This window comes from Pseudomonas ceruminis (genome assembly GCF_021602025.1).
GTDB lineage: Bacteria > Pseudomonadota > Gammaproteobacteria > Pseudomonadales > Pseudomonadaceae > Aquipseudomonas > Aquipseudomonas ceruminis.
Window position 1 is genome coordinate 1 of record NZ_BQHW01000003.1, and the last position, 26,390, is coordinate 26,390.

26 protein-coding genes, 1 rRNA gene and 1 pseudogene are annotated in these 26,390 nt (G+C 61.2%); 15 read left to right on the forward strand and 13 right to left on the reverse strand.

Features of this window, described 5'->3' with window-relative positions; all coding sequences use genetic code 11:
- Positions 1-185: 185 nt before the first annotated feature.
- Positions 186-301, forward strand: a 5S ribosomal RNA gene (gene rrf / locus L6D80_RS04155).
- A 66-nt stretch (positions 302-367) separates the two neighbouring features.
- Here the strand turns inward: rrf and L6D80_RS04160 are convergent.
- Positions 368-1,231: a universal stress protein gene (locus L6D80_RS04160; protein WP_054903524.1), complete on the reverse strand. Its 864-nt coding sequence runs from the start codon at positions 1,229-1,231 to the stop codon at positions 368-370.
- 152 nt (positions 1,232-1,383) lie between these two features.
- Between L6D80_RS04160 and L6D80_RS04165 the strand changes: the two genes are divergently transcribed.
- Positions 1,384-2,001 (forward strand): MiaE family protein, encoded by a 618-nt coding sequence (locus tag L6D80_RS04165; RefSeq protein ID WP_054903525.1) that lies wholly within the window; start codon positions 1,384-1,386, stop codon positions 1,999-2,001.
- Positions 2,002-2,029: 28 nt separating this feature from the next.
- On the opposite strand, the gene L6D80_RS04170 is transcribed toward L6D80_RS04165, so the two are convergent.
- Positions 2,030-2,350: an ElaB/YgaM/YqjD family protein gene (locus L6D80_RS04170; RefSeq protein WP_054903526.1), complete on the reverse strand. Its 321-nt coding sequence runs from the start codon at positions 2,348-2,350 to the stop codon at positions 2,030-2,032.
- A gap of 127 nt (positions 2,351-2,477) precedes the next feature.
- Here L6D80_RS04170 and L6D80_RS04175 point away from each other — a divergent pair, with 127 nt between their 5' ends.
- Positions 2,478-2,741 carry a hypothetical protein gene (locus tag L6D80_RS04175; RefSeq protein ID WP_054903527.1) on the forward strand — a complete coding sequence of 88 codons (264 nt, stop codon included), beginning with the start codon at positions 2,478-2,480 and terminating at the stop codon, positions 2,739-2,741.
- A gap of 14 nt (positions 2,742-2,755) precedes the next feature.
- Here the strand turns inward: L6D80_RS04175 and L6D80_RS04180 are convergent, their stop codons facing one another.
- The gene (locus tag L6D80_RS04180; protein WP_176515239.1) at positions 2,756-3,244 is read right to left on the reverse strand and encodes an LEA/WHy family protein; all 489 of its coding nucleotides are present in this window, start codon (positions 3,242-3,244) and stop codon (positions 2,756-2,758) included.
- Between the two features lie 136 nt (positions 3,245-3,380).
- On the opposite strand from L6D80_RS04180, the pseudogene L6D80_RS04185 reads away from it, so the two are divergent.
- The 7 genes and pseudogenes from L6D80_RS04185 to L6D80_RS04215 form a co-directional block, all read left to right on the forward strand.
- Positions 3,381-3,887, forward strand: a pseudogene (locus L6D80_RS04185) (RNA polymerase sigma factor); the annotation flags it as partial.
- Positions 3,888-3,891: 4 nt separating this feature from the next.
- A complete protein-coding gene (locus tag L6D80_RS04190; protein ID WP_223849214.1) occupies positions 3,892-4,764 on the forward strand; it encodes a FecR family protein in 873 nt (290 codons plus the stop codon).
- 128 nt (positions 4,765-4,892) lie between these two features.
- Positions 4,893-7,319, forward strand: coding sequence for a TonB-dependent receptor (locus L6D80_RS04195; RefSeq protein WP_054903530.1), 2,427 nt, complete (start codon positions 4,893-4,895; stop codon positions 7,317-7,319).
- A 153-nt stretch (positions 7,320-7,472) separates the two neighbouring features.
- Positions 7,473-7,790: a hypothetical protein gene (locus L6D80_RS04200; RefSeq protein ID WP_054903531.1), complete on the forward strand. Its 318-nt coding sequence runs from the start codon at positions 7,473-7,475 to the stop codon at positions 7,788-7,790.
- A 23-nt stretch (positions 7,791-7,813) separates the two neighbouring features.
- Entirely contained in the window at positions 7,814-8,962 is a 1,149-nt protein-coding gene (locus tag L6D80_RS04205) for a PQQ-dependent sugar dehydrogenase (protein ID WP_176515236.1), read from the forward strand.
- Positions 8,963-9,002: 40 nt separating this feature from the next.
- The gene (gene zapE / locus L6D80_RS04210; protein WP_176515234.1) at positions 9,003-10,109 is read left to right on the forward strand and encodes a cell division protein ZapE; all 1,107 of its coding nucleotides are present in this window, start codon (positions 9,003-9,005) and stop codon (positions 10,107-10,109) included.
- Between the two features lie 12 nt (positions 10,110-10,121).
- A complete protein-coding gene (locus tag L6D80_RS04215) occupies positions 10,122-10,703 on the forward strand; it encodes a DinB family protein (protein ID WP_054903534.1) in 582 nt (193 codons plus the stop codon).
- Positions 10,704-10,728: 25 nt separating this feature from the next.
- On the opposite strand, the gene L6D80_RS04220 is transcribed toward L6D80_RS04215, so the two are convergent.
- The 4 genes from L6D80_RS04220 to trhP all read right to left on the reverse strand — a co-directional run bounded on the left by L6D80_RS04220 (position 10,729) and on the right by trhP (position 14,105).
- A complete protein-coding gene (locus tag L6D80_RS04220) occupies positions 10,729-11,727 on the reverse strand; it encodes an alpha/beta fold hydrolase (RefSeq protein WP_054903535.1) in 999 nt (332 codons plus the stop codon).
- 75 nt (positions 11,728-11,802) lie between these two features.
- Positions 11,803-12,240 (reverse strand): YqaA family protein, encoded by a 438-nt coding sequence (locus L6D80_RS04225; RefSeq protein WP_176515232.1) that lies wholly within the window; start codon positions 12,238-12,240, stop codon positions 11,803-11,805.
- On the reverse strand, positions 12,240-12,668 hold the full coding sequence (locus L6D80_RS04230) for a DUF411 domain-containing protein (RefSeq protein ID WP_054903537.1): 429 nt from the start codon (positions 12,666-12,668) through the stop codon (positions 12,240-12,242). The genes L6D80_RS04225 and L6D80_RS04230 overlap by 1 nt, the downstream gene beginning before the upstream one ends.
- Positions 12,669-12,770: 102 nt before the next feature.
- Positions 12,771-14,105, reverse strand: coding sequence for a prephenate-dependent tRNA uridine(34) hydroxylase TrhP (gene trhP, locus L6D80_RS04235; RefSeq protein ID WP_176515230.1), 1,335 nt, complete (start codon positions 14,103-14,105; stop codon positions 12,771-12,773).
- 311 nt (positions 14,106-14,416) lie between these two features.
- Between trhP and lhpI the strand changes: the two genes are divergently transcribed.
- Both lhpI and L6D80_RS04245 read left to right on the forward strand, forming a co-directional pair.
- Complete coding sequence (lhpI, locus tag L6D80_RS04240) at positions 14,417-16,162, forward strand: cis-3-hydroxy-L-proline dehydratase (protein WP_176515228.1); 1,746 nt, start codon at positions 14,417-14,419, stop codon at positions 16,160-16,162.
- Positions 16,163-16,242: 80 nt separating this feature from the next.
- A complete protein-coding gene (locus tag L6D80_RS04245; protein WP_054903539.1) occupies positions 16,243-17,307 on the forward strand; it encodes an AI-2E family transporter in 1,065 nt (354 codons plus the stop codon).
- Positions 17,308-17,331: 24 nt separating this feature from the next.
- Here L6D80_RS04245 and L6D80_RS04250 read toward each other — a convergent pair whose 3' ends face one another.
- Positions 17,332-19,395, reverse strand: a complete 2,064-nt coding sequence (locus L6D80_RS04250) for a TonB-dependent receptor family protein (protein ID WP_176515225.1) — start codon at positions 19,393-19,395, stop codon at positions 17,332-17,334.
- A 231-nt stretch (positions 19,396-19,626) separates the two neighbouring features.
- Here L6D80_RS04250 and L6D80_RS04255 point away from each other — a divergent pair, with 231 nt between their 5' ends.
- Entirely contained in the window at positions 19,627-19,872 is a 246-nt protein-coding gene (locus tag L6D80_RS04255; protein WP_054903541.1) for a helix-turn-helix domain-containing protein, read from the forward strand.
- Between the two features lie 9 nt (positions 19,873-19,881).
- The gene (locus L6D80_RS04260) at positions 19,882-20,244 is read left to right on the forward strand and encodes a hypothetical protein (RefSeq protein WP_054903542.1); all 363 of its coding nucleotides are present in this window, start codon (positions 19,882-19,884) and stop codon (positions 20,242-20,244) included.
- On the opposite strand, the gene L6D80_RS04265 is transcribed toward L6D80_RS04260, so the two are convergent.
- Positions 20,241-20,630 (reverse strand): helix-turn-helix domain-containing protein, encoded by a 390-nt coding sequence (locus tag L6D80_RS04265; RefSeq protein ID WP_054903543.1) that lies wholly within the window; start codon positions 20,628-20,630, stop codon positions 20,241-20,243. The genes L6D80_RS04260 and L6D80_RS04265 overlap by 4 nt on opposite strands.
- Positions 20,631-20,831: 201 nt before the next feature.
- Here L6D80_RS04265 and L6D80_RS04270 point away from each other — a divergent pair, with 201 nt between their 5' ends.
- Positions 20,832-21,104, forward strand: coding sequence for an Ogr/Delta-like zinc finger protein (locus L6D80_RS04270; RefSeq protein ID WP_176515223.1), 273 nt, complete (start codon positions 20,832-20,834; stop codon positions 21,102-21,104).
- Positions 21,105-21,178: 74 nt separating this feature from the next.
- Here the strand turns inward: L6D80_RS04270 and nuoN are convergent, their stop codons facing one another.
- From nuoN to nuoK, 4 genes are read right to left on the reverse strand one after another with little or no spacing between them, the layout of a single operon-like run.
- Positions 21,179-22,648: an NADH-quinone oxidoreductase subunit NuoN gene (gene nuoN / locus L6D80_RS04275; protein ID WP_012273301.1), complete on the reverse strand. Its 1,470-nt coding sequence runs from the start codon at positions 22,646-22,648 to the stop codon at positions 21,179-21,181.
- A gap of 7 nt (positions 22,649-22,655) precedes the next feature.
- On the reverse strand, positions 22,656-24,188 hold the full coding sequence (gene nuoM, locus L6D80_RS04280; protein ID WP_054903545.1) for an NADH-quinone oxidoreductase subunit M: 1,533 nt from the start codon (positions 24,186-24,188) through the stop codon (positions 22,656-22,658).
- 40 nt (positions 24,189-24,228) lie between these two features.
- Entirely contained in the window at positions 24,229-26,082 is a 1,854-nt protein-coding gene (gene nuoL / locus L6D80_RS04285) for an NADH-quinone oxidoreductase subunit L (protein WP_176515220.1), read from the reverse strand.
- Positions 26,079-26,387, reverse strand: a complete 309-nt coding sequence (nuoK, locus tag L6D80_RS04290; protein WP_008096201.1) for an NADH-quinone oxidoreductase subunit NuoK — start codon at positions 26,385-26,387, stop codon at positions 26,079-26,081. The genes nuoL and nuoK overlap by 4 nt, the downstream gene beginning before the upstream one ends.
- Positions 26,388-26,390 lie beyond the last annotated feature (3 nt).

The following is a 26,390-nucleotide window of genomic DNA, read 5'->3' on the forward strand; positions in this document are numbered from 1 at the left end:
GCGCTGTGAGGCGTTGAGCTAACCAATACTAATTGCCCGTGAGGCTTGACCATATAACACCCAAGCAATTTGCTAGCGCAGATTGCGGTGGTGAAGACGAAACGAACCGAAAGTTCGCAACATCACAAATATCGCATATCCGAATTCGCTAGGCTGTCCAGCTGGACATTCTGGCAACAGAATTTCTTGACGACCATAGAGCATTGGAACCACCTGATCCCATCCCGAACTCAGTAGTGAAACGATGCATCGCCAATGGTAGTGTGGGGTTTCCCCATGTGAGAGTAGGTCATCGTCAAGATTCATTTCGCAAAACCCCTATCTGCGCGAGCAGGTAGGGGTTTTGTCTTTTCCGACGTTGTCGCTTCTAGCCCCGGGCCAGCTCGGCCAAGTGCGCGGTAGCCTCTTCACTCTTGAGCACCAATACATCACCCTCGAGTGTGTCGAGCACCACTTCGGCGGTATTGCCAATCAATGCCCCGGAAATGCCGGTGCGTGCGACCGTACCAATCACAGTGACCACTGCATTGAGTTTCTTCTCGGTATGGGGTATCAGCACGTCTGCAGGCCCTTCAGCAACATGCAGCCGGTCTTCGCTGATATCGTACTCAGCCTGAAACGCACTGCAGGCCTCTCGGTACCGTTTTTCAATGGTTTCGCTGAGCTGATAGACCGGGTCCGACGCCGACAGCATGGGGGAGGGGTGGGCACTGATGACATGCAGGCTGCCCTTGGCCAACCCGGCAATAGCGTAACCGTGGTCGATGATGCTGGCATGCAGTCTACGATGGTCTTCGTCCTGATTGCCGACATCGACGGCGGCCAGAATCACACCGCCTGTCCAGGGGCGCTCACTCTTGACCATAAGGACTGCACAAGGGCATTGGCGTAAGAGTTTCCAGTCGCTGGGCGTCAGCAAGGCCTTCTTCAATGGGTTGTCCGGCCGGTGTTCCTTGATCACCAACTCGCACCCTTCTGCCTGCTGCACATTGATGATTGATTCGTGGAGCGTGTCATGCCAGGCCTGCTCATGCGTGACCTTGTCATAGCCGTCATCGTGCAGTTGGCTGCTCAACAGGCTGAGCAGGGCGCTATGATCGTGCTTCTTGTCGCACATCAGCAGATGCAAGCGGGCACCTGTCACGCCTGCAATCAGTTTTGCCCGTGTCAACGCACGGCTATGGGCATGTTCCGGGTCCAGGACGACAAGGATGCTACGGACAGCTTGCATGGGTAAGAACTCCATTCAAAGGGGGCGACCACTGTCTGACTATAGTTGGCGTGCGTGGCGTCGCCGTTTGATGTACATCAAGCATAGCCACTGGCGTAGCCAGTCGTCGTGGGTATAATCGCCGGTCCTGCCTGCCTGTGTGGTTGTACGTTATGTCCCTGATCCCTGAAATCGATGCCTTTCTAGGCTGTCCGACTCCAGACGCCTGGATCGAAGCGGCGCTCGCCGACCAGGAAACTTTGCTCATCGACCATAAGAATTGTGAGTTCAAGGCTGCAAGCACGGCCTTGAGCCTGATCGCCAAGTACAATACCCACCTGGACCTGATCAACATGATGTCGCGCCTGGCCCGTGAGGAGTTGGTGCATCACGAGCAGGTGTTGCGCCTGATGAAGCGGCGCGGCGTGCCGTTGCGGCCAGTTTCAGCGGGGCGTTATGCCTCTGGCCTGCGTCGCCTGGTGCGCGCTCATGAGCCGGTCAAGCTGGTAGACACGCTGGTGGTAGGGGCATTCATTGAAGCGCGCAGTTGTGAGCGTTTTGCCGCTTTGGTCCCTCATCTGGATGAAGAACTCGGCACTTTCTATCACGGCTTGCTCAAGAGCGAAGCACGTCACTACCAAGGCTATCTGAAGCTCGCCCATCAATATGGGGACGAAGCGGACATTGCCCGCCGCGTGGTGCTGGTACGCGAAGCAGAAGCCGAGCTGATCCAGTCGCCGGATCAGGAGCTACGCTTCCACAGTGGTATTCCGCTGGCGCAGGCCGCCTGAGGCGTACAGGCGGCGCGCCAAGCACTGTTTACTGGCGTCGTCCCAGCAGCAGGCCTATGACCAGGCCGAAGCCCGCCGATACAGCAACGGTCTGCCACGGATGGCCGCCAATGTAATCCTGGGTAGCGTCGACCACTGGCTGCGCCTTGGCGCGTACATTGCCTGCGGCCTCTCTGGCCTGACGAAGTTTCAGGCTTACCTGGGCGCGCAGACTGTCGGCTTCCTCGCCAACCATGGAAGCGCTGTCGTTGAGCAGCTTTTCTGATTCTTCGATCAATGCCTGCAGCTCACTGAACACCTGATCCTTGATCTGATCGCTATCAATCAATTTGGCTGTTTTACGGGCCATGAACACGTCCTCGTCGATGGTGGGGTTAAGCAATGGATGCTTGCGCGCCGCGAAAGTTGCGATAGCTTACCGAAGCGGCTGCGCTACGGTGTAAGATAGCGGCCATTTTCAAAAGGCAGGTACCTTCATGAGTTTCAATCTGGCCAATAAAAGCTTCGAGGAACGGGCGCAGATCGAGGCAGAGAAGGCCCGGCTGTTCGAAATGTGGAAGAACAACCTGGGCAAGGCCAAGGGTGAGGCCGCCCGGCTGATTTCCGAGAAACCGCGCCGCAAGGGCAAATGGGCCGAATGGGTACGTGCCGAGCTGGACGGTATGTCGCCGCCCGAATACGCCAACATGGTGCGCAGCGAGGTCAACAAGATGATGGCCGCCGCCAGTGCCAGCCGTTAATGTAACCGCGCCTGTCACCAATAGAAGCTGTCGCCCTTGGGTAGCTCAAGCGTGCCTTCATCGGTGAAGCGCACGGTGCCCAATGGCCCTCCGGCCAGCTTTCCGCGCAGCACATACGGCATCCCCTGCAGCGAGTCGAGCTTGCTCATACCGTAGGCTTGGCGCAGAAATGAGAAAGCCGTGATGCTCACCGGCACAACGATTACCGCCTCGCCATAACGGCCAATATGCCCAGGTTGATCGCTGACGCCGGAGGCCAGGGGCTGGCCATTGACCTCCAGGTTCAGCGCGATGCCGCTGTAATCGACGGTTGCTTCATTGGGGTTCTGCACACGCATCTTCACTGCCATGCGCATTTCCAGCTCCTGCCCGGCGAGTGGTTCAATGCCGATCACGCTGATGTTCAGCGGGTCACGGGCCTGGAACAATGCACAGGCATTGAGCCCGCCGGCCATCAGTAGAACCAGTAACAGACGAAGGTAAGGGTACAGACGGGCAGACATGGGTAGCGGCCTTGCGCGGGGAATCGAAGCTGCAGTGTGGCAAATGCACGGCAGCGTTGAAAGTATCGGGTCGAATGAAAGATACTGTTTCTCATTAACGCCCGATAATTTCTCCTACTGGCAGTTTCTTCACCCAATGCTGACGTCCCCCGTGTCTGGTCTGCTGGCGAGTTTCCAGGAGCACTACGACGATCTTCTGCAGTTTCTGACCCGGCGCATGAGCGATCGGCAGCGTGCCGCCGATGTGGCACAGGAAACTTATCTCAAGTTGGTGAAGGTCGACGCACAGGCGGTTCCGGTATTGCATGCGCGTAGTTTTATCTTCCGCGTTGCGGGCAATTTGGCCATTGATGCCCTGCGCCGAGAGCAGCGCCTCGCCTCGAGCCATGATGACAGCGACGGAGCGGGCGAGGTCGTATGCCCGGCACCGGCTCCTGAAGCAGCACTGCTGGCCCGGGAGCGCTTGCAGATCCTTGACGAAGCCTTGCTGCAATTGTCCACCAACGCCCGCCAGGCGCTATTGCTCAACCGGGTGGAAGGCCTGACCCAGGCACAGATCGCACAACGGCTGGGCGTTTCCGAGAGCATGGTGGCAAAATACATAGGCCAGGCGCTGCGTCACTGCCGTGACTGGCTCAAACACAACCATGACTGACACCTTGAACATGCACGCGCCGCAACCGATCAGTGATTTGTCCGATGATGCGCTCGATTGGCAGGTGCTCCTGCACTCGGGCAATGCCAGTGCGGCGGATAAGGCGCGCTACCGACGCTGGTGCCAGCTAAGCTCGGCCCATGCCGAAGCAGCGGGCGAAGCTGAAGCGCTCTGGCGCGATATTGGTCACGCAGCGGCTGCCCAAGTGAGCCAAGTGCCGCCAGTACGAAATAAACGGCGCTGGCTTGCCGGGGTGGCCGCCTCGTTGGCCTTGCTGATGGCCGGATACAGCAGTTGGCAGCAAGTGCCGGTGTGGCTGGCTGACTACCACACCGGTATGGGCGAGCGGCAAACCATCATTCTTGCCGATGGCTCTCGGGTCGTCCTCAACAGTGGCAGCGCTCTGAAGGTGGACTTCAGTGCGAAAGAACGCAAGGTGTCGTTGCAGGCCGGTGAGGCGTTTTTCGAGACTGCCACAGACCCACGCCCGTTCGTGGTCGAGAGTGCGGGCAAGCCTGTGCGCGGCGACGCGGCGGCGTTCAGTGTGCGCCGCGACGGCCGTGTGGTGCTGGCCCAGGGTCAAGCCCAAGTCGGCAATCACAGTGTCAACGTATCAGCCGACGCCAGCGCGCAGACGGCCTGGCAGCGCGGCAAGCTGATCTTCAACGGCAAACCGTTAGGGCAGGTGCTGGCTGAGCTCGAGCGCTACCAGCATGGTCGCATCCTGTTGCCCAACAGCAAGCTGGCAGCGCTTGAGGTCAGTGGAGTTTTCGACCTGAACGAGCCCGAGGCGCTGCTGCACACCCTCGAACAGCGCTATGGCCTCAAGGTCACCTACCTGCCATGGCTGGCGGTGGTCTATTAGCCGCTAAAAAATAATCGAAATATTTTTCATTTGGCACTGCAAGTTCGTGCGCGCCAGATCGTCGTAGTGGGACTGATCAGCAACCCATTCTCATTTACGACTTGTCTGGAAGCTCCTTCGTGCCTCTCATGCCCAAGCCTTCGTACCGTCGCGGCGGTCGTTTGAACCATGTTCTGCTGTCCTGTAGCGCCCTGGCCATGTTCGCCGGCCCCCTACAGGTGCTGGCCGCCACTCAAGCCGGGCAGGCGCCGATGGAGGCGCGGCAGGTGCAGCTGGATCTGCCTGCGCAACCCCTGGACCAAGCCCTGACCGCATTTGCCGACCAAGCCGGTCTGCATCTGCTGTACACCACCAGCGACGTTGCAGGCTTCACCAGCCCCTCCTTGCAGGGCAGCTACAGCGTTGAGCAGGCATTGCAGCAACTGCTCGCCGGCAGCGAGATGGCGTGGCATTTCACCGATTCCCGCACCGTTACCCTGCGCAGGGCCCTTGCAGCACCCCAGGCGGTCAACCTCAAACCCATTGAAGTCAGCGTAGCCTCGCGTACCAGCACGGCCATCAGCGAGATCCCCGGTACCGTCTGGGTGGTCGACCAACAGCAACTGCGCGAACAGCTCGACAGCGGGGTGAGCCTCAAGGAGGCCATCGGCAAGTTGGTACCGGGCTTAGACCTTGCACCTGAAGGCCGAACCAACTATGGCCAGAACATGCGCGGGCGCAACGTACTGGTGATGATCGATGGGGTTAGCCAGAACAGCTCACGTGGCCTCTCGCGCCAGTTCGATAGCATCTCACCGTTCAACGTCGAGCGTGTCGAAGTGCTGTCCGGCGCCAGTGCTATTTATGGCGGTGGCGCCACCGGTGGCATCATCAACATCGTGACCAAGAAGGGCGAACCAGGCCCGGCGCGCTTCGAGACCCAGCTCGGTGCCAGCAGCGGCTTCAATAACAGCGACGACCTCGCCACCCGCTTCGCCCAGTCGATCAGTGGCGGCAATGACCGGATCAGTGCGCGCCTGGGTGTCTCCGGCGAACAGAACGAAGCCTTTTACGATGGCGCGGGCGACCAGATCTTCATCGACAACACCCAGACCGACCTGCAATACAACCGCACCATCGATCTGCTCGGCACGGTGGGCGTGAAACTTACCGATGAGCAAAGCATCGACCTGCTGGCTCAGTACTATGACTCAGGCAACCACGGCAGCACGGGCATCTACTTCCCCAACCTGAACTACAACGCTCCCTCCGATCTGGAAGATGCCGAGCTGCGCAGCGGCTATTCCTCGGATCTCGAACCACGTACCCGGCGCTTGCTGCTGAATGCCAACTACCACCACACCGATGTGTTGGGCCAGGACTTCTACCTGCAGGCCTCGTACCGCAAGGAAGACGACAACTTCTACCCGTTCCCTTACTACAACCGTGCAACGCCAACCGGTTCGCGTGGGGTGTACTTCGCCGCCTCGCAGCAGAACTTCGAGGTCACCAGCCTCAAAGGGCTGTTCGCCAAGCAGTGGGATACGCTCAAGCTGACCTATGGGGTGGACCTCGATCGGGAGCGCTTCAACGCCGAGCAGACTACGTTCAATGCCCTGACCTCGTCGCAAAGCGGCGGCCTGGACATGGAGAAAGACAGCAAGGCGCCGCGCTATCCCAGCTATCGGGTCGATGGTGTCTCGGTCTACGCGCAGTTGGACTGGCATGCCACCGACAACCTGACCTTCTCGGGCGGAGCCCGGCGCCAGCAGATGGACGTCGACGTCAGCGATTTCAAGGGCGTACCTGGCGGCAGCAACGATTACCAGGTCAACCTGTACAACGTCGGTGCAATCTACGACTTCAAAAATGGCCACCAGGTCTGGACCAACTACGGTGAGGGCTTCGACCTGCCGGACCCGGCAAAGTACTACGGCAAGCCGGGCTTGAGCGTTGCGGACAACCCGTTGGCTGGTATCAAGAGCCGCCAGGTCGAGGTGGGCTGGCGTTACGCCGATCTGGACTGGGATGCTCAGGCCGCGCTGTACTACATCTGGTCGGACAAGATCATCAATGTCGACTCACAAACGTTGACCATCAACGTCGAAGAGCAGAAAAGCCGTGATTTTGGCTTCGAAGGCGCGCTGACCCGGCACTTCCAGAATGGCTGGGAAGCCGGTGGTACCTTGCACCTGACCCGTTCCGAGGAGGAAGCCGCCGACGGCGGTTGGATCAAGCGCGACGCCCGCTATGCCTCGCTGTCCAAATCCACTGCCTTCGTCGGCTGGAAGGGTGATGGGCGCAGCGCGCGATTGCAGGCCAACCATGCCTTCAGCCTGAAGGATGACGCCGACCACGAAATCGACGGGTACACCACCTTTGATTTGCTTGGCAGCCAGGACACTGGCTTCGGCACCTTCAGCGCAGGTATTCAGAACCTGCTGGACAAGCAATACAGTACGGTCTGGGGGCAGCGGGCGACGCTGTTCTACGCGCCCACCTACGGCCCGGCTTACCTGTACGACTACCAGGGCAGGGGCCGGACCTACACCCTGACCTGGAGCATGGCTTACTGATTGTTCGGTGTAAGTGCCGGCCCTGGCCGGCATGGCTGCCCCGCCAGGTGCAGGCTGAAACATCAGGAATCGCATTCATACTTTTGCCGCGAACCGATCGCGCCTTAGGCTATCCAACGCACAAGGCGCGCTATTTCGTACAAGAGGTGAAGCATGAATCTGACATTGCCAACCCTGGCCATCGGCCTGTTGCTGTGCCTGCCGGTACAGGCCGCGCCCGTGCAGCCGCTGCAGCTTGCGGCGGGCAACAACAACCCGTACAACAGCCCCATTCAACGTGCCAACCCCAACAGCCGCCAGGGCAGCATGCCGGCTACCCCGCCGGTGCGTGGCCCCTCGACCGCGCCCATTGAGCGTACGCCCACCCTGGACAATCGCGGCATTGGCAATGGCGATAACCTGCGGCGTCAGCAGCAGGTCCCGAACCTGGAACCTACCCGGCCGCCGCGTGACACCCAGCGCGCACCATGAGCCCCCATCGAAAGGAATCCTGCATGACCAGAGTCACCTGGCTGACCACGCTTGCCGCTGCCGCGGCGTTTGCGCTGCTGGCGCAGGCCGCCACCGAGCAGCAGTTCCAAAGCGAGGAGGGGCAGATCACCGTCAGTACTGTGGCCGACGGCCTACGCAACCCGTGGGCGCTGGCCTTCCTGCCAGGCGGCAAGGAAATGCTCGTCACCGAACGCCCCGGCAACCTGCGGGTGGTCAACGCCGAAGGCAAGGTCGGCCCGGCCATCAGCGGTGTGCCGAAGGTCTGGGCCGAGGGCCAGGGAGGTCTGCTGGATGTCGCCCTGTCGCCGACGTTTGCCAAGGACCGAACCGTCTACCTGTCGTATGCCGAGGAGGGGAGCGATGGCAAGGCCGGCACCACGGTCGGGCGCGGGCAACTGTCCGAGGACCAAGCACGGCTGGAAAACTTTACCGTGATCTTCCGTCAGCAGCCCAAGCTTTCGGTCGGCAATCACTTTGGTTCGCGGCTGGTATTTGACCGCGACGGCTACCTGTTCATCGCCCTGGGCGAGAACAACCAGCGCTCGACCGCACAGGACCTGGACAAGCTGCAGGGCAAGATCGTGCGCATCCTGCCCGATGGCGAAGTGCCCAAGGACAACCCCTTCGTTGGCAGGGACAACGTACGCCCCGAGATCTGGTCGTTCGGCCATCGCAATCAGCAGGGAGCAGCGCTCAACCCCTGGACCGGCAAGCTCTGGACCCACGAACATGGGCCGCGCGGTGGTGACGAGATCAACATTGTGCAAGCGGGCAAGAACTACGGTTGGCCGATTGCCACGCACGGCATCAATTACTCGCTCCTGCCAATCCCCGAGGCCAAGGGCAAGCATGTCGACGGTATGGTCGACCCTCACCATGTCTGGGAGCAATCGCCTGGCATCAGCGGCATGGCCTTCTATGACAGCCCCACGTTCAAGCCTTGGGATCACAACGTGTTCATTGGTGCGCTGGCCGCCCAGGAGTTGATCCGCCTGCAACTGGACGGTGACAAGGTCGTGCATGAAGAGCGTTTGCTGGCGGATTTGAAAGCGCGCATCCGCGATGTACGGGTAGGGCCGGATGGGTACCTGTACGTGCTGACCGATGACAAGGACGGGCGGTTGCTGAAGGTTGGCCTGAGCGAGGATTAAAGCGGGTTGCTGGTGTCATGGCCTTTGAAGATAATGCGCCATGGCGCTCGATCCCCGCTTTCTCTACCACAAAGCTCTAGCTGAGCAAGGCTACGCTGCCGATCCGGCTCAAGCCCGGGCCGTCTGCGCCCTGCAAGCCTGTTTCGAGGCCGTCGAGCATGGCGGCCCCGCCCGGGGGCTCTACCTGTGGGGCCCGGTCGGTCGGGGCAAGACCTGGCTCATGGACCTGTTCCACCGCAGCCTGAGCATTCCGGCCCAGCGCCAGCACTTCCACCATTTCATGGCCTGGGTCCATCAGCGTCTGTTCCAGCTCAACGGCACCGCCGACCCGCTGCAAGCCCTTGCCCGTGAGCTGGCCGGGCGAATCCGGGTGTTGTGCTTTGACGAACTGTTCGTCAGCGATATTGGCGATGCGATCATCCTTGGCCGTCTGTTCCAGGTACTGTTCGAGCAGGGCGTGGTGGTCGTTGCCACCTCCAACCAGCCGCCGCAGCAGCTGTACCGCGACGGTTTCAATCGCGAGCGTTTCCTGCCGGCCATCCGCGCCATCGAACGTCACATGCAGGTGCTTGCCGTGGCTGGCGAACAAGACCATCGCTTGCATCCCGGTGCTGCCTGCCAGCGTTATTGGGTAGCGCAGGCGGGTAAGGCAGGGGCACTTGAAGCGGTGTTCCAGCAGCTAAGCCCGGGGGACCCCGGCAGCGTCCAGCCGCTGGTGATCGGCTCACGGCAGGTCCGGGTTATCCGGTACAGCGCTCAGGCGATCTGGTGCCGCTTTACGGATCTTTGCGAGCAACCCCTGGCGGCTATGGATTTCATGGCCCTGTGCGACCGATTTCCGGCGATCCTGGTGGAGGGCATACCGGCGCTGGGCGGTGAGCAGCGGGCCGGGCGTATCGCCCGTGGCACCGAGGATGGCGCCTCGCGGGTCATGGCCGGGGACCGTGAGCTGCCGGCGTTGTCACCCAAGGATGACGCCGTGCGCCGCTTCATTGCCCTGGTCGACGAATGCTACGACCGTAGGGTAGCGCTGTATCTTGAAGCGCAGGTACCGCTCGATGCGCTCTACACTCAAGGGTATCTGGCATTTCCGTACCAAAGGACCTTGAGCCGGCTACGGGAGATGCAACTGCAACGCTTCGCCTGAAGGAGCCGAACCATGGAGCCTTTGTCCCATCACCTGCTGACCCAGGCCTACAACAATGGCTGGGCCAACCACCGGTTATACAAGGCCTGCCTGCAATTGACCCAGGACGAGTTCGTCGCCCCTCGCTGCAGCTTTTTCCCGTCGATCAAGGCCACCCTCAATCATCTGCTGACAGTGGACTGGTTCTACCTGCACATGCTCGAGTGCGAGCAGCGTGGGGAGGCGCCGGGCCAGGACGGCGAGCGTTTTTTCCGGCCCGAGCAGCCGTTCGCCACCTGTACCGACCTGTATGCCGAACAGGCCCAGGCCGACCATCGGCTAATCGCTTATTGCAGTGGGTTACTCGACAACCAGTTGGCTCGCTACGTCAGCATAGTGCGGCCCGATCGGGTGCAGCGCGAGCAGCGTCTGCGCTTGCTGGCGCATCTGTTCGAGCACCAGATCCATCACCGCGGGCAGGTGCACGCGATGCTCAGCGACACAATGGTGCGGCCGCCGCAGCTGGATGAATTCTTCTGCGAGGAAGAGGCCGGGTTGCGTGAGGTGGATTTTGCCGAGCTGGGGTGGAGCGAAGCGCACATCTGGCAGTGCTAGGGGCGCGAGGCGCCCCTTCGCCGCATCAGTGGCCAAGCCACTCGATCAGTGTCTTGTTGAAGCGCCGCGGCTCCTCGATCTGCGGCGCATGCCCCATGCCTTCGAAGGTGACCAGCTCACCGTTCGGGATCAACTTGGCCACTTCTGGCCCGAGCACCTTGTAGTTACCCAGCTTGGCCTTGACCTGCGGCGGCGCGATATCGCTGCCAATCGCCGTGGTGTCCTGGTCGCCGATCAGCAGCAGGGTGGGCATCTTCAAGTCCTTGAACTCGTGGTACACCGGCTGGGTGAAAATCATGTCGTAGATAAGCGCCGAGTTCCACGCCACCGCTTCGTGCCCCGGCCCTTTGTTCAGGCCCACCAGCATCTGCACCCAGCGTTCGTATTCAGGTTTCCAGCGTCCCGCGTAGTACGTCTTGCGTTCATACTCGCGTACCCCCTCGGCATCGAGTTTAAGCTCGCGGGCATACCATTGGTCCACCGTACGGTAGGGTACGCCCAGCGCTTTCCAGTCCTCCAGACCGATCGGGTTGACCATCGCCAGGCGTTCGACTTGTTGCGGGTACATCAGGGCGTAGCGGGTGGCGAGCATGCCACCGGTGGAGTGGCCGAGGATGATCGCTTGCTTGATGCCCAGTTGCTCCAGCAAGGCATGGGTGTTGATGGCCAACTGCTGGAAGCTGTATTGGTAAGCCGCCGGTTTGCTCGCGGTGCAGAAACCGACCTGGTCTGGCGCGATGACCCGGTAGCCGGCCTGGCTCAGTGCATCGATGGTGGTTTCCCAGGTGGCGGCGCAGAAGTTCTTGCCGTGCATCAGCACCACGCTATGGCCATTGGCCTGGCCTTTGGCGGGGACGTCCATATAACCCATTTGCAAGTTCTGGCCCTGGGACTGGAAATCGAAATGCCGGAGTGGGTGAGGGTAGCTGAAACCTTCGAGCTGTTTACCGTAGGTGGGCGATTCGGCGGCGATGGCCGGTGCGCCGACAAGGCAGGCCAGGGCCAGGGCGGTTGCGCGCAGCATGGGTGCACTCCGTGTAGGACCATGTAGGAATTGGCGACTTTAGCAGCCGGTAGCACACCTTAAACGTTAAAGGTGTTACCAGGGATGAAACCAGCCGAGGGTAACCATTGCCACTACGGCATATCGCCCGCCCTTGGCCAAGGTCACCAGCAGCAGGAACCGCCAGAATGGCTCGCGCATGATCCCCGCGATCAGGGTCAACGGGTCGCCGATTACCGGCATCCAGCTCAGCAGCAGTGACCATTGCCCCCAGCGCTGGTAACGCTGCTGGGCGCGTTCCAGCTGGGCGGCGTTGAATGGAAACCAGCGTTTGTCGCGCAGGTGCTCGATGGCTCGGCCCAGCAACCAGTTGACCACCGAACCGAGCACATTGCCCAGGGTGGCGACCAGCAGCAAGGTCAGCCAGGCATCGGGCTGCCGGAGAAGCAGGCCCACCAGCACTGCTTCCGATTGCATTGGCAACAGGGTGGCGGCCCCGAAGGCGCTGAGGAACAGTGCCCAAAGGCTGAGCATCAGTAGTTGGCGACTACGGTGTCCTGGCCATCCTGGGTCACCCCGATGACCTGGTAGGCGTCCTTGTGGTCCCCCATTTCCATGCCTGGCGAGCCCATCGGCATGCCTGGCACGGCCAGGCCTTTGAGATCATTGCGCTTGGCCAGCAGGCGCACTTGCTCGGCAGGCACATGGCCCTCGACGAACTTGCCGTCGATCACGCCGGTGTGGCACGACGCCAGGCGCGGCGCCACGCCCAGGCGCTGTTTGACGGCGCTCATGTTCGGTTCGACATGGTCGTTCACGGTAAAACCATTATCGCGCAGATGGCTGATCCAGGCTTTGCAGCAGCCACAGTTGGGGTCGCGGTAGACATCGATGGTGTCGGCCGCTTGGGCCAGGCCGCTGATGGCCAGCAGACCAAAGGTGATCAGGTGTTTACGCAGCATGGTCAAACAACTCCTTGAAAATGCACAGGCATACCGATCGTGTTCGCCAGGATACTTGCCTGCCGGGCCTGTCAGGTGGCTTAGGCAAACATTACAACCTTGTCAGGCAGCCTGCTCGTCAGGGTCCAGATCGCGCATCAGCAAACCATACTCCAGCGCGACCTGCTCTGGAATCGGCAAATACACGGTGTGGCCGTCGCCGGGCGCCACGTCGATGGCCTGCTGTTGGCCGTTGCACAAACGGTGCAGGTCGAAGTGATAGTTGCCGCGCGGGGTCATCAGCTCCAGGTGGTCCCCTATTGCGAAGCGATTCTTCACCTTGACCTCGGCCAGGCCGTTCACACGTACGCCGGTGAGTTCGCCCACGAACTGCTGGCGTTCTGACAGAGAATTGCCGCGCAGGTAGTTCTGGTATTCGTCGTGCACATGACGGCGCAGGAAACCTTCGGTATAGCCCCGTTGAGCCAGCGACTCGAGGTTGCCCATCAGGGTCACGTCGAAGGGCCGCCCCGCCGCAGCGTCGTCGATGGCCTGGCGGTAGGACTGTACGGCGCGAGCGCAGTAGAAGTGCGACTTGGTACGGCCCTCGATTTTCAGCGAATGCACGCCCATGGCTGCCAGGCGCTCGACGTGCTGGATGGCGCGCAAATCCTTGGCGTTCATGATGTAGGTACCGTGCTCATCCTCGAAGGCCGGCATTTCGGTACCCGGGCGGTTGCTCTCTTGCAGCAGGAACACGTGCTCGGTTGGTGCACCCAGGCCCAGCGTCGGCTCGACTTCACGCACGATTTCGCCAGCAATGTTTTCGGTCGCCGGTGTGGCCTCGTACTTCCAGCGGCAGGCGTTGGTGCAGGCACCCTGGTTGGCATCGCGCTTGTTGAGGTAGCCCGATAACAGGCAGCGCCCGGAATAGGCCATGCACAGGGCACCGTGGACGAACACTTCGAGTTCCATGCCCGGCACCTGCTGGCGGATCTCCTCGATTTCTTCCAGCGACAGCTCGCGTGACAGGATCACCCGGCTCAGGCCCAGTTGCTGCCAGAACTGCACACTCGCCCAGTTGACGGTATTGGCCTGCACCGACAGGTGTACCGGCATGTGCGGGAAGTGCTGGCGCACCAGCATGATCAGGCCGGGGTCGGACATGATCAGGGCGTCGGGGGCCATCGCGACCACAGGAGCCAGGTCCTTGAGAAAGGTCTTCAGCTTGGCATTGTGCGGGGCGATGTTGACCACCACGTAGAAGCGCTTGCCCAGTGCATGCGCCTGCTCGATGCCCAACGCCAGGTTTGCGTGATCGAAGGCGTTGTTACGCACGCGCAAACTGTAGCGTGGCTGGCCTGCGTAGACCGCATCGGCACCGTAGGCGAATGCGTAGCGCATGGTCTTGAGGGTACCGGCAGGGGCCAGCAGTTCGGGCTTGGCGGGAAGGGTCATAGGCGCACCGGGGCAAAAGGCGCGGATGCTAAGCCATGGCAGCGTTGGCGATATTGATTTGAATCAAGGCAGGCATGGCGCTGCTCGGGGGTATCAATTTTTAGGACAACACACGCAATCGGGTACGCCCCAAAATCTGTTAACCGCTGTAGCATCGTACGCCTCAGTCCAATGGTTCATGCCGGCCAGTACCCTGTACAAAATGAACCGCTCGTTCACTGTGCAGCCTGTCAGCTCCCAGAAAAACTAAAAGGTGACGGCGGCCCACAGGGTCGCCACGCTTGAAGAATCGAACACCGAGGTTAGCGATGATGGATGAGGTGAAAAACCATAGCGGCCGTAGCTTGGTTGGCGGAGCAGCGCAGGGCGAGCTGCTGTTTGCGGACGTGGGGCTCAGCTTCTGGGGTGGGGTCAATTCATGCACAGGGGAGGTGATTGACCAGCACCACCCCCTTGCAGGCCAGTATCTGGCGGGGCGGGTGCTGGCCATTCCTTCGGGTCGAGGCTCGTGCACCGGAAGCAGCGTCATGATGGAGTTGATCAGCTCCGGCCATGCACCTGCAGCATTGATCCTTGCTGAAGTCGATGAAATCCTGACCCTTGGTGTGTTGTTGGCCGAAATGATCTATGACCGCTCACTGCCGGTGATCAGTATCGGCAAGGAGGCGTTTGCCGCGCTGAGCGATTGCCGCTATGCCCGGGTGAGCGATCAGGGCGTGCAAGCAGCGGTGCACGCCCTGGCGGGTGATTTCATCCCCGCCAAGCCCACGCCTGTCTCGGACTTTACACAAAGCCCGGTCATCTTGACTGAGCAAGATCGCAGACTGCTTGAGGGTGTGCGAGGCAAGGCGGCCCAGGTGGCGATGCAGGTGGTGTTGCGCATGGCTGAGTTGCAGGGGGCCAAGGCACTGATTGATGTCACCCAGGCACATATCGATGGCTGCATCTACACCGGCCCCGCCAGCCTTCGCTTCGCTGAGCAGTTGGTCGCGTGGGGCGCCCAGGTCGTCGTGCCTACCACCTTGAACTCGATTTCAGTCGACCAGCGCCGTTGGCGCGACCTGGGTGTCGACCCACAATTCGGCGAGCCTGCCAGCGCATTGGGCAGTGCCTACATGGCAATGGGGGCACGCTTGAGCTACACGTGCGCCCCCTACCTGCTAGACACCGCGCCAAAGGCGGGAGAGCAGATCGTGTGGGCCGAGTCCAACGCTGTGGTCTATGCCAACAGTGTTCTGGCGGCGCGGACGTTGAAGTATCCAGACTACTTGGACATCTGCATTGCGATCTGTGGCCGCGCGCCGCTGTCCGGGTGCCACCTGGACGCAAACAGAAGGGCTCAGCTACGCATCGACGTGGCCATGCCGGGCCAGGTTGATGATGCGTTCTATCCACTGCTTGGCTACCACGTCGGCTTGCTTGCCGGTAAGCGAATCCCGATCGTGTTCGGTCTGGAAAATGCGGCTCCAACCCTGGACCACCTCAAGGCCTTTTCAGCTGCCTTCGGCACCACCTCAGGGGCACCGCTTTTCCACATCGCGGGCGTCACGCCTGAAGCGCTGGTGCCTGAACAGGCCCTGGCACCAGGGGTAAGCCTCGAAACGCTGTCCATAACCCCCACCGACCTCATGGCCAGCTGGAAGCGCCTCAACAGTGCCCGCTCAGCGAACGTGGACATCGTTTCGCTGGGCAATCCCCATTTCTCGCTCACGGAGTTCCAAGCCTTGGCTGCGTTGTGCAAAGGCCTGCAGAAGGCATCGTCCACGGCACTGGTCATCACGTGCGGCCGTTCGGTTTACGAACAGGCAATCAAAGCCGGTTATGTAGCGCAGATTGAGCGTTTTGGTGCGCAGATCGTGAACGATACCTGCTGGTGCATGCTCGCGGAGCCAGTGATCCCCCCAGCCGCCAAAACCGTGATGACCAACTCTGCGAAATTTGCCCACTACGCACCGGGCCTGGTTGGGCGTCCCGTGCATTTCGCCAGCTTGGCGGGGTGCGTCGCGGCGGCAACGCAAGGCCATACCGACAGTGCTTACCCCGCCTGGTTAGGCTGACCGTTTTGAGGTGAATCACAGGTCAGGGCACTTTTCCGGTTGTGGCATGCACTAATATCCATGACACGCGAGGAGTGCACATGAACCAAACCGCCTTACAGAACAAAGCCCTGGCAGTGCTGCTGGGCTTGGTGACCCTAGCCTTCGGCTGGATCCTGCTGCCGTACTATGGGGCCATTTTCTGGGCGGTGATTCTTGCCATTCTTTTCGCGCCCCTGCAGCGCAACCTGGTGATGCGTTTTGGCAGGCGCCGCAATCTTGCCGCGGCCACCACCTTGCTGATCTGCCTATTGGTGGCCGTGCTGCCGGTGATCATTACCAGTGCCTTGCTGGTGCAGGAGGGCGCGACGCTGTACAAGCGCATAGAAAGCGGGCAGTTGGATATTGCAGGTTACGTGGAGCACGGTTTCGACCTGTTACCGCAGTTCGTGCAGCACGGCCTGGACGGGATGGGCATAGGCAACCTGGACAGCCTGCGCGACAAGATCACCAAGTGGGCCAGCCAGGGTAGCCAGGTGCTAGCCAGCCAGGCATTCAGTTTCGGCCAGGGAACATTCGAGTTCGTGGTGAGCTTCGGCATCATGGTGTACTTGTTGTTCTTCTTCCTGCGCGAGGGCGCTGAGGTGGCGCGGCGCGTACGCCTGGCGGTGCCGCTGCCAGAGCACCAGAAGCGGCGGCTGCAACTGAAGTTCAACCGCGTGGTAAGGGCCACGGTCAAAGGCAACGTACTGGTGGCCATCACCCAAGGCGCGCTGGGTGGTTTCATCTTCTGGGTGCTGGATATTCCCAGTGCCTTGGTCTGGGCGGTGATGATGGCGTTTCTTTCGTTATTGCCAGCCGTTGGCGCCGGTATCATCTGGGCCCCGGTAGCGGCGTATTTTCTGCTGACCGGGGCGATCTTGCAGGGGGTGATCCTGACCGCCTTTGGGGTACTGGTCATTGGCCTGGTGGACAACGTGCTGAGGCCTATCCTGGTGGGCAAGGATACGCGAATGCCCGACTACCTGATCCTCGTCTCCACGTTGGGTGGGCTGGCGGTATTCGGGCTCAACGGTTTTGTCATCGGGCCATTGATTGCGGCATTGTTCATGTCCAGCTGGGCTATCTTTGCGGCGACCAAGCCGCAGGTGCAGTTGCCCCAGTAAGGACCGGCATGCCGCCCAATCGCGCTAGCGCAAGCTGTACGAAACGCCTGCATAAACACCGAACCCTTCGCCAGGCGTCGAGCGGGCGATGTCTTGCCCGCCATCGTCATAGCCTGGGGTCACCGTGGCCGCGTAGCGCTTGTTGGTCAGGTTGCGCAGGTCCAGCCAGGTCTGCCAGTCCTGTTTCGGTGAGTCCCAGCCCAGGCGCGCGCCGAGCAGCGCGTAGGCGTCGGCATGCTCACTGTTGGCGTAGTCAATCTGTACCTTCGAGGCCATCTGCGTATTGACCCCGGCGTAGAATCCTCCAGGCCAGTCGAAGCGCACTTCGGCCTGGTAATAGTGCATCGGGATGCCCGGCAACCGGTTGTCGTCGAACCTGTCATCGTCCCGGTAGTGGAAATCACTGAAGGTATAGGCCTGGCGCACGCTCAGCTTACCCGTGCCTGGGCGCTCCCAGAGCGTGCTTTCAAGCGCCGCTTCAACCCCCTGGTGCACGGTGGGGCTGGCGTTGAACTCCTTGGGTAGGGCCCCCGGCACGATCTCGACCGCCAGCAGTTCATGGCGTACCTGCGCGTAATACCAGGCCAGGTCCCAGTGCCCGAGCGTCGAGTCGCCGCGTGCGCCAAGCTCCAGGGTGGTAGCGGTCTGGTTCTGCATCTTGATCGGTTGGGTGGCCACCGTGGAGCTCCAGAGCAGCGCCCATGGGTGCGGCGGCTCGACGGACCGGCTCAGGTTGCCATAGACCTGCAACTGCGGGCTGATGTCGTAGCGCAGCCCCAGGCGCGGAGCATAGTCCCAATCATGCTGGCTGACCCTGCCGCCTGTGGCAGGGTAGGTGACGTCACTTTCGCGGCGGGTGTAGATCATTGCCAGGCCTGTGGTCAGCCACAGGTCTGGGATCAGTTCCAGGTCATTGCCAAGGTGCAGCACGCTGTCCGACCCCTGGTAACTGAAGTCGCGGCTGTGTGCCCCGGTCACGTCACGGTCACGGGCGAACTGTGAGGCACCACTGTTGGGCAGGTGCTTGGTGGTGCGCCAGCCCAAGGTGGTCCTGCTTTCACGGCCGAACAGGGTATCGCGGCGCAGATAATTCAATGTTCCGCTTACATCGGTGTAGGCGACCTTCAGCCGCATCGGGCCTTCGCGCAGGTCCATCGGGTAGTCGTGATAGACCAACCCCGCTTCCAGGCGGGCATCGTCGTCAAGGTAGAAGGTGGTCTTGTTGCCTACCCAGGTGCTGCCCGGTTGCGGACGGCTGTCGTCGCGCGCCAGGTAAGCCGCATTGGCGGCTCGAGGGTCGTGCTTGATCTGCTGCTTGGTCAGGCGCCCGGCCAGGTCGTTTTCAGTTTCCCGATAGCGCAGGTAGAAGCGTGTCTCAAGATTGGGGTTGAACCGATAGCCGACGTTGGCGGCAATGCCCTTGGCGCTGCCGCTGCTGTGCTGCTGGTAGCCGTCGTATTCGGTGTCGGTCAGGGCGATGTAATAGTCGAGGTTGCCCAGCACCTGGCCCGAACTGATGTGCCGATGCTGATAGCCGCGGCTGCCGGCTTCGTAGCGTACCTGCAACGGCGCCGCATCGTAGCCGGTGTGGGTGACATAGTTGATCGCTCCCCCCAGCGCCAGTGCGCCCTGGTCGAACCCATTGGCCCCGCGCAGCACTTCGGCGCGGCTCAACCACAGCGGTTCGAACAACTCATAGGGAGTACCGCCTGGGCCGGTCAAGGGCAGGCCGTCGAACATCGTGTAGACCCCAGAGCCATGGGCTCCCGGCGCTCGGTTGATGCCCGAACCACGGATCGACAGCTTGATGCCGTCGTTACCCGCCGACTGGGCAAACACCCCTGGTTGGTAGGCCAGCACATCCTGGTTGCTGGCGACCCGGCCCTGGCCAACGCGCTGCATGTCAACCAGATTGCTGGCGCCAGGCACCGCATTGAGCCGATCACGGGCATCTTCCAGTTCGCTTCGTTCCTCGTCGCTGATCAGCACTTGCCCCAGTTCGATCGCAGCGGCCGCCGTGGCTTGCTGGCCAACAGTGAAAAGGGCCAGGAGGCCAAGGCAAGACGAGAGGGGCAAAACGGGACGCATCGTACAACTCCAGACGAAAGACGACAGGCAACGGGGTTGTGACGTGCGAAATGGCGGCCAGAGCACGCGGAATTCCGGTTAATCGTATGCAGCCATTTGAGGACGTTTGTGTAGGACGCCGATTTACAAGCCCCATCGGTGGAGTGTGCAGGCCTGCCTTCGTAAGGTTGGGTTCTACCACGGCAGCTGCAGCGGTTGCCGAAACATGGCGATGACTTGTGGAGTTCGATGATGAAAGCCAACACGCGACCGATGGAAGACAGCCCCTATACGCCTGTATATCTGACACCTCGCGAGCAGCAGGTACTACTGTGGTGTGCCTATGGCAAGAGCTCGTGGGAAATCGGCCAGATCCTGCAGTGCAAAGAGTCGACGGTGAACTTTCATGTGGCCAACATCCTGCGGAAGTTCGATGTCTCAACGCGGGTTGCTGCCGTGATCAAGGCGATTCGCTACGGCATGCTCGTTGAGCAATGAGAGGCGCCCATGACTGAAGTCGATCTGATTGGCAGTAATGCGCCCGGTATTACCGAGTGGCTGGGCAGTGATGGTCGAGTCCTGTTCGGTGCGTTGCTGGGGGCACTGTTGGTCAGTGCCGCGCGCGACCGGCTGATCATCGTTTCGCGCAAGCGGCTCTCCTTCGGCAAGCAGGTGTTGCTGGTGTTTCTGACCCTGGGGGTCGGTTACCTGTTCGAGCCTCTGTTACAAACCTTGGCGCCGATGCTCTCGCGGGGCATGGCCGCCTTTGTGGCGGCGGTCGTGGTAATCCCCATCAGCCTCAAGGTGATGGTTTGGCTGGACTCGGTGGACGTGCGTGAAATCCTCCAGCGCTGGCGTCGTCGCAACTAGCCTTGAGTTGCCATGGGAAACCGTTCGCAAAGCTCGTCCAGGCGCTGTTGCAGCTCCTGGATCCGCTGTTTGTCCTTGATGTACAGCAGCGTGGCCTGGCGGTCGGCAAGCGAAAGGCTGCGCAGGCGCTGGAGAATGTCGCCTTCCAAGCCATCGCCTGGCTGACTGTCACGCTCTGCACGCTCACCCAATAGCAGCCAATCCAGGGAGCAGGCATGTTGACGAGCCATGTCTACGCATAATGAGTACGGCACACTGTTGCGTATCTTCCAGCTGCTCAGCGTCTGCGGACTTATCCCAAGGGCTCTGGCCAACTGGACGTCGGTGTCCGACCCGGTCAATAACTTGAGGCGTGCGAGCACCGACGCGAACAAGTGGCTACTCATGTTGAATATCCATGGCTGGTTTAATGGCATTCTCTGGGCTTAAACTACTTGATATGAATATTAGCCCTGCAATTTGAGGAACTTTATTGGCATGAACAGCAGCTTGATGAAAAGCCTTTCCGGTACCGTAGTCAATACTGACACCAGTGGTCGATCATTCTTACAGCGTATCCCGTTGTTGAGCGTTTGCAGGTACTTAGTGTGAGTACTTATAAACTGGTCTGCCCTCATTGCAACAGCCGTATGCGCATACGGACCAGCGAAGGGCGTCATATTTTCCTGAGGGTGGCCTATTTACAATGCACCACCGAGGCCTGTGGCTGGTCGGTGAGGGCCGAGTTTGAAATGACCCATGAGTTATCACCCAGCGGCATGCCCAACCCCCACGTGCATTTGCCATCGGCCAGCAGTGAACTGCGCAAGACGGCACTTCAGCGCACTGACAGCCCTTCAGGTGCATCCCAAGAGAGATAGCGTCTGCGGCCTGCGATCCGGCGCAGATAAAAAAACACCCCGCATGAGCGGGGTGTTTGTTGTTGCAGGCCTGATCAGCCGATCAGTTGCAGACCCGCTTGCTGGACCAGTTCCAGCAGCGGCTGCGGGTACACGCCCAGGACGAAGGCGAGGATGGCGATGGCCAGCAGCATGACACCACCGGTGCGCTGTTCCCACTTCAGCGGGGCGTCGTGGCGACGCAGGTTCGGCTCGACCAGGTAGAGGGTGACCATGACGCGCAGGTAGTAGTAAACGCCGATGGCGCTACCGATCACCAGGGCGCCGACCAGCCACCACAGGTGCGACTCGACGCCGGTGGCGATGATGTAGAACTTGCCGATGAAACCGGCGGTCAGCGGGATGCCCGCCAGCGACAGCATCATCACGGTCAGTACTGCGGTCAGGTACGGACGGCGCCAGAACAGGCCGCGGTACTCGTACAGCGCGTCGGCATCACGGCCGCCGTAAGGCGAGGACATCAGGGTGATGACACCGAAGGCGCCCAGGCTGGTGATCACGTAGGTGACCAGGTACACGCCCATCGCTTCCAGCGCCAGGCCCTTGCTGGCGACCAGCGCGATCACCAGGTAGCCGAAGTGGGCGATGGACGAGTAACCGAGCAGACGCTTGAGGTTGCTCTGGGTCAGTGCCAGCAGGTTACCGATCAGGATCGAGGCGACCGCGATCACGGCCAGTACGGTGCTCAGCACGCCGCTGCTGGCAGCAGGGGAGAGCATGAACAGGCGCACCACCACGGCGAACACTGCAACCTTGCTGGCGGTGGCCAGGAAGGCGGCGACTGGCGCCGGCGCGCCTTCGTATACGTCCGGGGTCCACAGGTGGAACGGTACCAGCGACAGCTTGAAGGCCAGGCCGACCAGCATCATGCCCAGGCCCAGTTGGGCGACCAGGCTTGGCATGCTGGTGGTAGCCAGGGCTTTACCGATCTGGTCGAAGCTCAGGCTGCCGGCGTCGGCGTAAAGCAGTGCCATGCCGAACAGCAGGAAGGCCGAACCCGCAGCCGACAGCACCATGTACTTGATGCCGGCTTCCAGCGATCGCTTGTTGAAGAATGCGTACGCCACCAGCCCGTAGACCGGTACCGACAGCAGCTCCAGGCCGATGAACAGGCCGGCCAGGTGGTTGGCACTGACCAGGACCAGGCCACCAAGGGCCGACATCAGCAGCAGCAGATACAGTTCTTCACGGTTGCCCGGGAAACCCTTGGACCCTTCGCCGAGGTAGGCGTGGGCGAGGGTAACGCAGGCCAGCGTCGCCACCAGGATGATCGCCATGTACAGGCAGGCGAACTTGTCGATGGTGATCAGCGGGGTGACCGCCAGTGGCGCAACCTTCAGCGCTGGCAGGATCGACAGCAAGGCCAGGTTCAGGCCCACGGTGGACAGCAGGAAGGTTTGCGAGTGGTTGCGCTTCCAGGCGATCGCCAGCATCACCACCACCGTGGTGATGGTGGTGATCAGCATCGGCGCCAATGCGATGAAGTGTTGAGTGGTGAATTCCATAGCGCTCTTACCGGGCCGAAGCGAGTTGAGTGAAAGCGGAACCGAGCCACTGCTGCACACCACTCATGGTGGCGGCAGAGGTGTCGAGGAACGGCTGCGGATACACGCCCAGCAGGATCAGCAGCACCGCCAGGCCCAGGACCATGACCAGCTCGCGACCGTCCATGCCGGCCAGCACGGTGTCAGCCTTGCTCGGGCCGAAGTAGGCACGGTGGATCATGATCAGCGAGTAGACCGAACCGAACACCAGGCCGGTGGTGGCGATCACGGTGATCCATGGCACGCTGGCGAAGCTGCCGATCAGGATCAGGAACTCGCCGACGAAGTTACCGGTACCTGGCAGGCCCAGGGAGGCGGCGGCGAAGAACAGGCTGATGGCGGGCAGGTAGGCGATACGGTGCCACAGGCCGCCCATCTGGCGCATGTCACGGGTATGCAGGCGCTCATACAACTGGCCGGACAGGATGAACAGCGCGGCGGCTGACAGACCGTGGGCCAGCATCTGGATCACGGCACCTTGCAGGGCCTGTTGGCTGCCGGAGTAGATGCCGATCAGCACGAAGCCCATGTGCGAGACGCTGGAGAACGCAATCAGACGCTTGATGTCGGTTTGCGCGAAGGCCAGGAACGCACCGTAGAAGATACCGATCAGGCCCAGGGTCATGGCGATCGGCGCGAACTCGGCCGAGGCATTCGGGAACAGCGGCAGGGCGAAGCGCAGCAGGCCGTAGGCCGCAGTCTTCAGCAAGATACCGGCAAGGTCCACCGAGCCTGCGGTGGGGGCCTGGGCGTGGGCATCAGGCAGCCAGGAGTGGAACGGCACGACCGGCAGTTTGACCGCGAAGGCGATGAAGAAGCCCAGCATCAGCACGTATTCGACACCGGCCGGCAGTTCGGCCTTGAGCAAGTCGCTGTAGTTGAAGGTGAGCACGCCGGTGGTGTTGTAGTTGACCAGCACCAAGCCAAGGATCGCCACCAGCATGATCAGGCCGCTGGCCTGAGTGAAGATGAAGAACTTGGTCGCGGCGTAGATCCGGGTCTTCTTGCCATCTGCGGAGCTGTGACCCCAGAGCGCGATGAGGAAATACATCGGCACCAGCATCATTTCCCAGAAGAAGAAGAACAGGAACAGGTCCAGGGCCAGGAACACACCGACCACGCCACCGAGGATCCACATCAGGTTGAGGTGGAAGAAGCCGACGTGGCGCTGGATTTCTTTCCAGGAGCACAGCACCGAGAGCACACCGAGCAGGCCGGTGAGCAGGATCATCAGCAACGACAGGCCGTCGAGAGCCAGGTGGATGCTGATGCCGAAACGCTTGATCCACTCGACCTTGTATTCGAGTGCCCAAGCAGGCTCAACGCCTGGTGCAGGTGCCAGGGTGTAGTCGCCGGTGCCCCACAGCCATAGGCCGATTCCGAGCAGCAGGGACATGGTCAGCAGCGCGATCCAGCGCGGCAGGGTGGCGCCGAAGCGCTCACCCAGCCAGCACAGGAAGCCGCCGATGAAGGGGATCAGGATCAGCCAAGGCAAAATCATGACGGGTTGGTTTCCTTTGGCAAAGTCGCAAGATTCATAGTCATACCGCAGCCACTACCACAGCACCGAGTACCAGCACGGCGCCCACGGCGATAGAGGCGGTGTACCAGCGCAGCTGGCCGGTCTCGGTCTTGCTCATGGCGACGTGGCCGCCACGCGCCATCCGAGGAATCAGGCCGATGCTGCGGTCAACCGGGTCCTTGCGCAGGAGATGGCTGATCAGCAGGTAAGGTTTGACGAAGAGCTTGTCGTAGATCCAGTCGAAGCCCCAGGCGGCGAACCACCAGGCCGACAGGACACGGCCGATACTGCTGTTGGCGATGGCGCTGACGAAGCGGCGCTTGCCCAGGAACAGCAGGGCCGACAGCAGGATACCGGCCACGGCGATGGCGCCAGAGGCGATTTCCAGCGAGTGCTTGGCCTCGCCACCGGCATGGCCGGCGCTTTCAGGCAGCACGCCTGCCAGTGGCGGGTGGATCCAGGCGCCGATGAAGGTCGACAGCACGATCAGCACGCCCAGTGGCAGCCAGTGGCTGATGCCGTGGCCGGCATGGGCTTCGGTCTTGGCTTCGCCGTGGAAGGCGATGAAGATCAGGCGGAAGGTGTAGAGCGAGGTCATGAAGGCACCGACCAGGCCAGCATACAGCAGGCCGGTGTTGCCGCTGGCGAAGGCTTCCCAGAGGATCTCGTCCTTGGAGTAGAAGCCCACGGTCAGGATCGGCAAGGCCGCCAGGGCGGCGCCACCGACCACGAAGCTGGCATAGGCCAGTGGCAGTTTCTTCCACAGGCCGCCCATCTTGAAGATGTTCTGCTCGTGATGGCAGGCCACGATCACCGCACCCGAAGCAAGGAACAGCAGGGCCTTGAAGAAGGCGTGGGTCATCAGGTGGAAGATCGCCGCGTCCCAGGCACCGACGCCCAGGGCCAGGAACATGTAGCCGATCTGGCTCATGGTTGAGTAGGCGAGGATACGCTTGATGTCGGTCTGAACCAGGGCGGCGAAGCCGGCCAGTACCAGGGTCACGCCGCCAACCACACCCACCAGGTGCAGGATGTCCGGCGCCAGCAGGAACAGGCCGTTGGTACGGGCAATCAGGTACACACCTGCGGTGACCATGGTCGCCGCGTGGATCAGTGCCGAAACCGGGGTCGGGCCAGCCATCGCATCGGCCAGCCAGGTCTGCAGCGGCAGCTGGGCCGACTTGCCAACCGCACCACCGAGCAGCATCAGGGTGGCCAGGACCATCCAGGTGTCGCCTGCCTGGAATTTCTGCGGTGCCAGCACCAGCAGTTCCTGCACGTTCAAGGTACCCAGCTGGGCGAACAGGATGAACAGGCCGATGGCCATGAACACGTCGCCGATACGGGTGACGATGAATGCCTTGAGTGCTGCGTTACCGTTGTTGCGGTTGCTGTAGTAGAAACCGATCAACAGATAGGAGCACAGGCCCACGCCTTCCCAGCCGAAGTAGATGAACAGCAGGTTGTCGCCCAGGATCAGGAACAGCATGCTGGCGATGAACAGGTTGGTGTACGAGAAGAAGCGCGAGTAGCCGGCTTCGCCACGCATGTACCAGGACGCGAACAGGTGGATCAGGAAGCCGACACCGGTGACCACGCCGAGCATGGTGACCGAAAGGCCGTCCAGGTAGAGGGTGAAGTTCGGCGCGAAGCCGTCCACCGACATCCACTGCCACAACAGCTGGCTGTATGCGCCACCTTCAGGCGGTGCAACGTTGAATTGCCAGATGACATAGGCGGCGACCGCAGCCGAGAGGCCGACAGAGCCCACGCCGATCAGGGCGGACAGGTTCTCCGAGAACCGCCCGCGCGAGAACGACAGCAGCAGGAAGCCGATCAGGGGGAAGACGAAAGTCAGGAAGAGAAGGTTCATCCGCGCATCTCACTGGCAGCATCGATGTCGAGAGTGTGGAAGCGGCGATACAGCTGCAGCAGGATCGCCAGGCCAATGCTGGCCTCGGCGGCTGCCAGGCTGATCACCAGAATGAACATCACCTGGCCGTCGGGCTGGACCCAACGGGCACCGGCGACGATGAACGCCAGGGCAGAGGCGTTCATCATGACTTCCAGGCTCATGAGCACGAAGAGGATGTTGCGGCGGACCATCAGGCCAACCAGACCTAAGCAGAACAGGATGCCGGCGACCGCCAGACCGTGTTCAAGAGGGATAGCACCCATGAT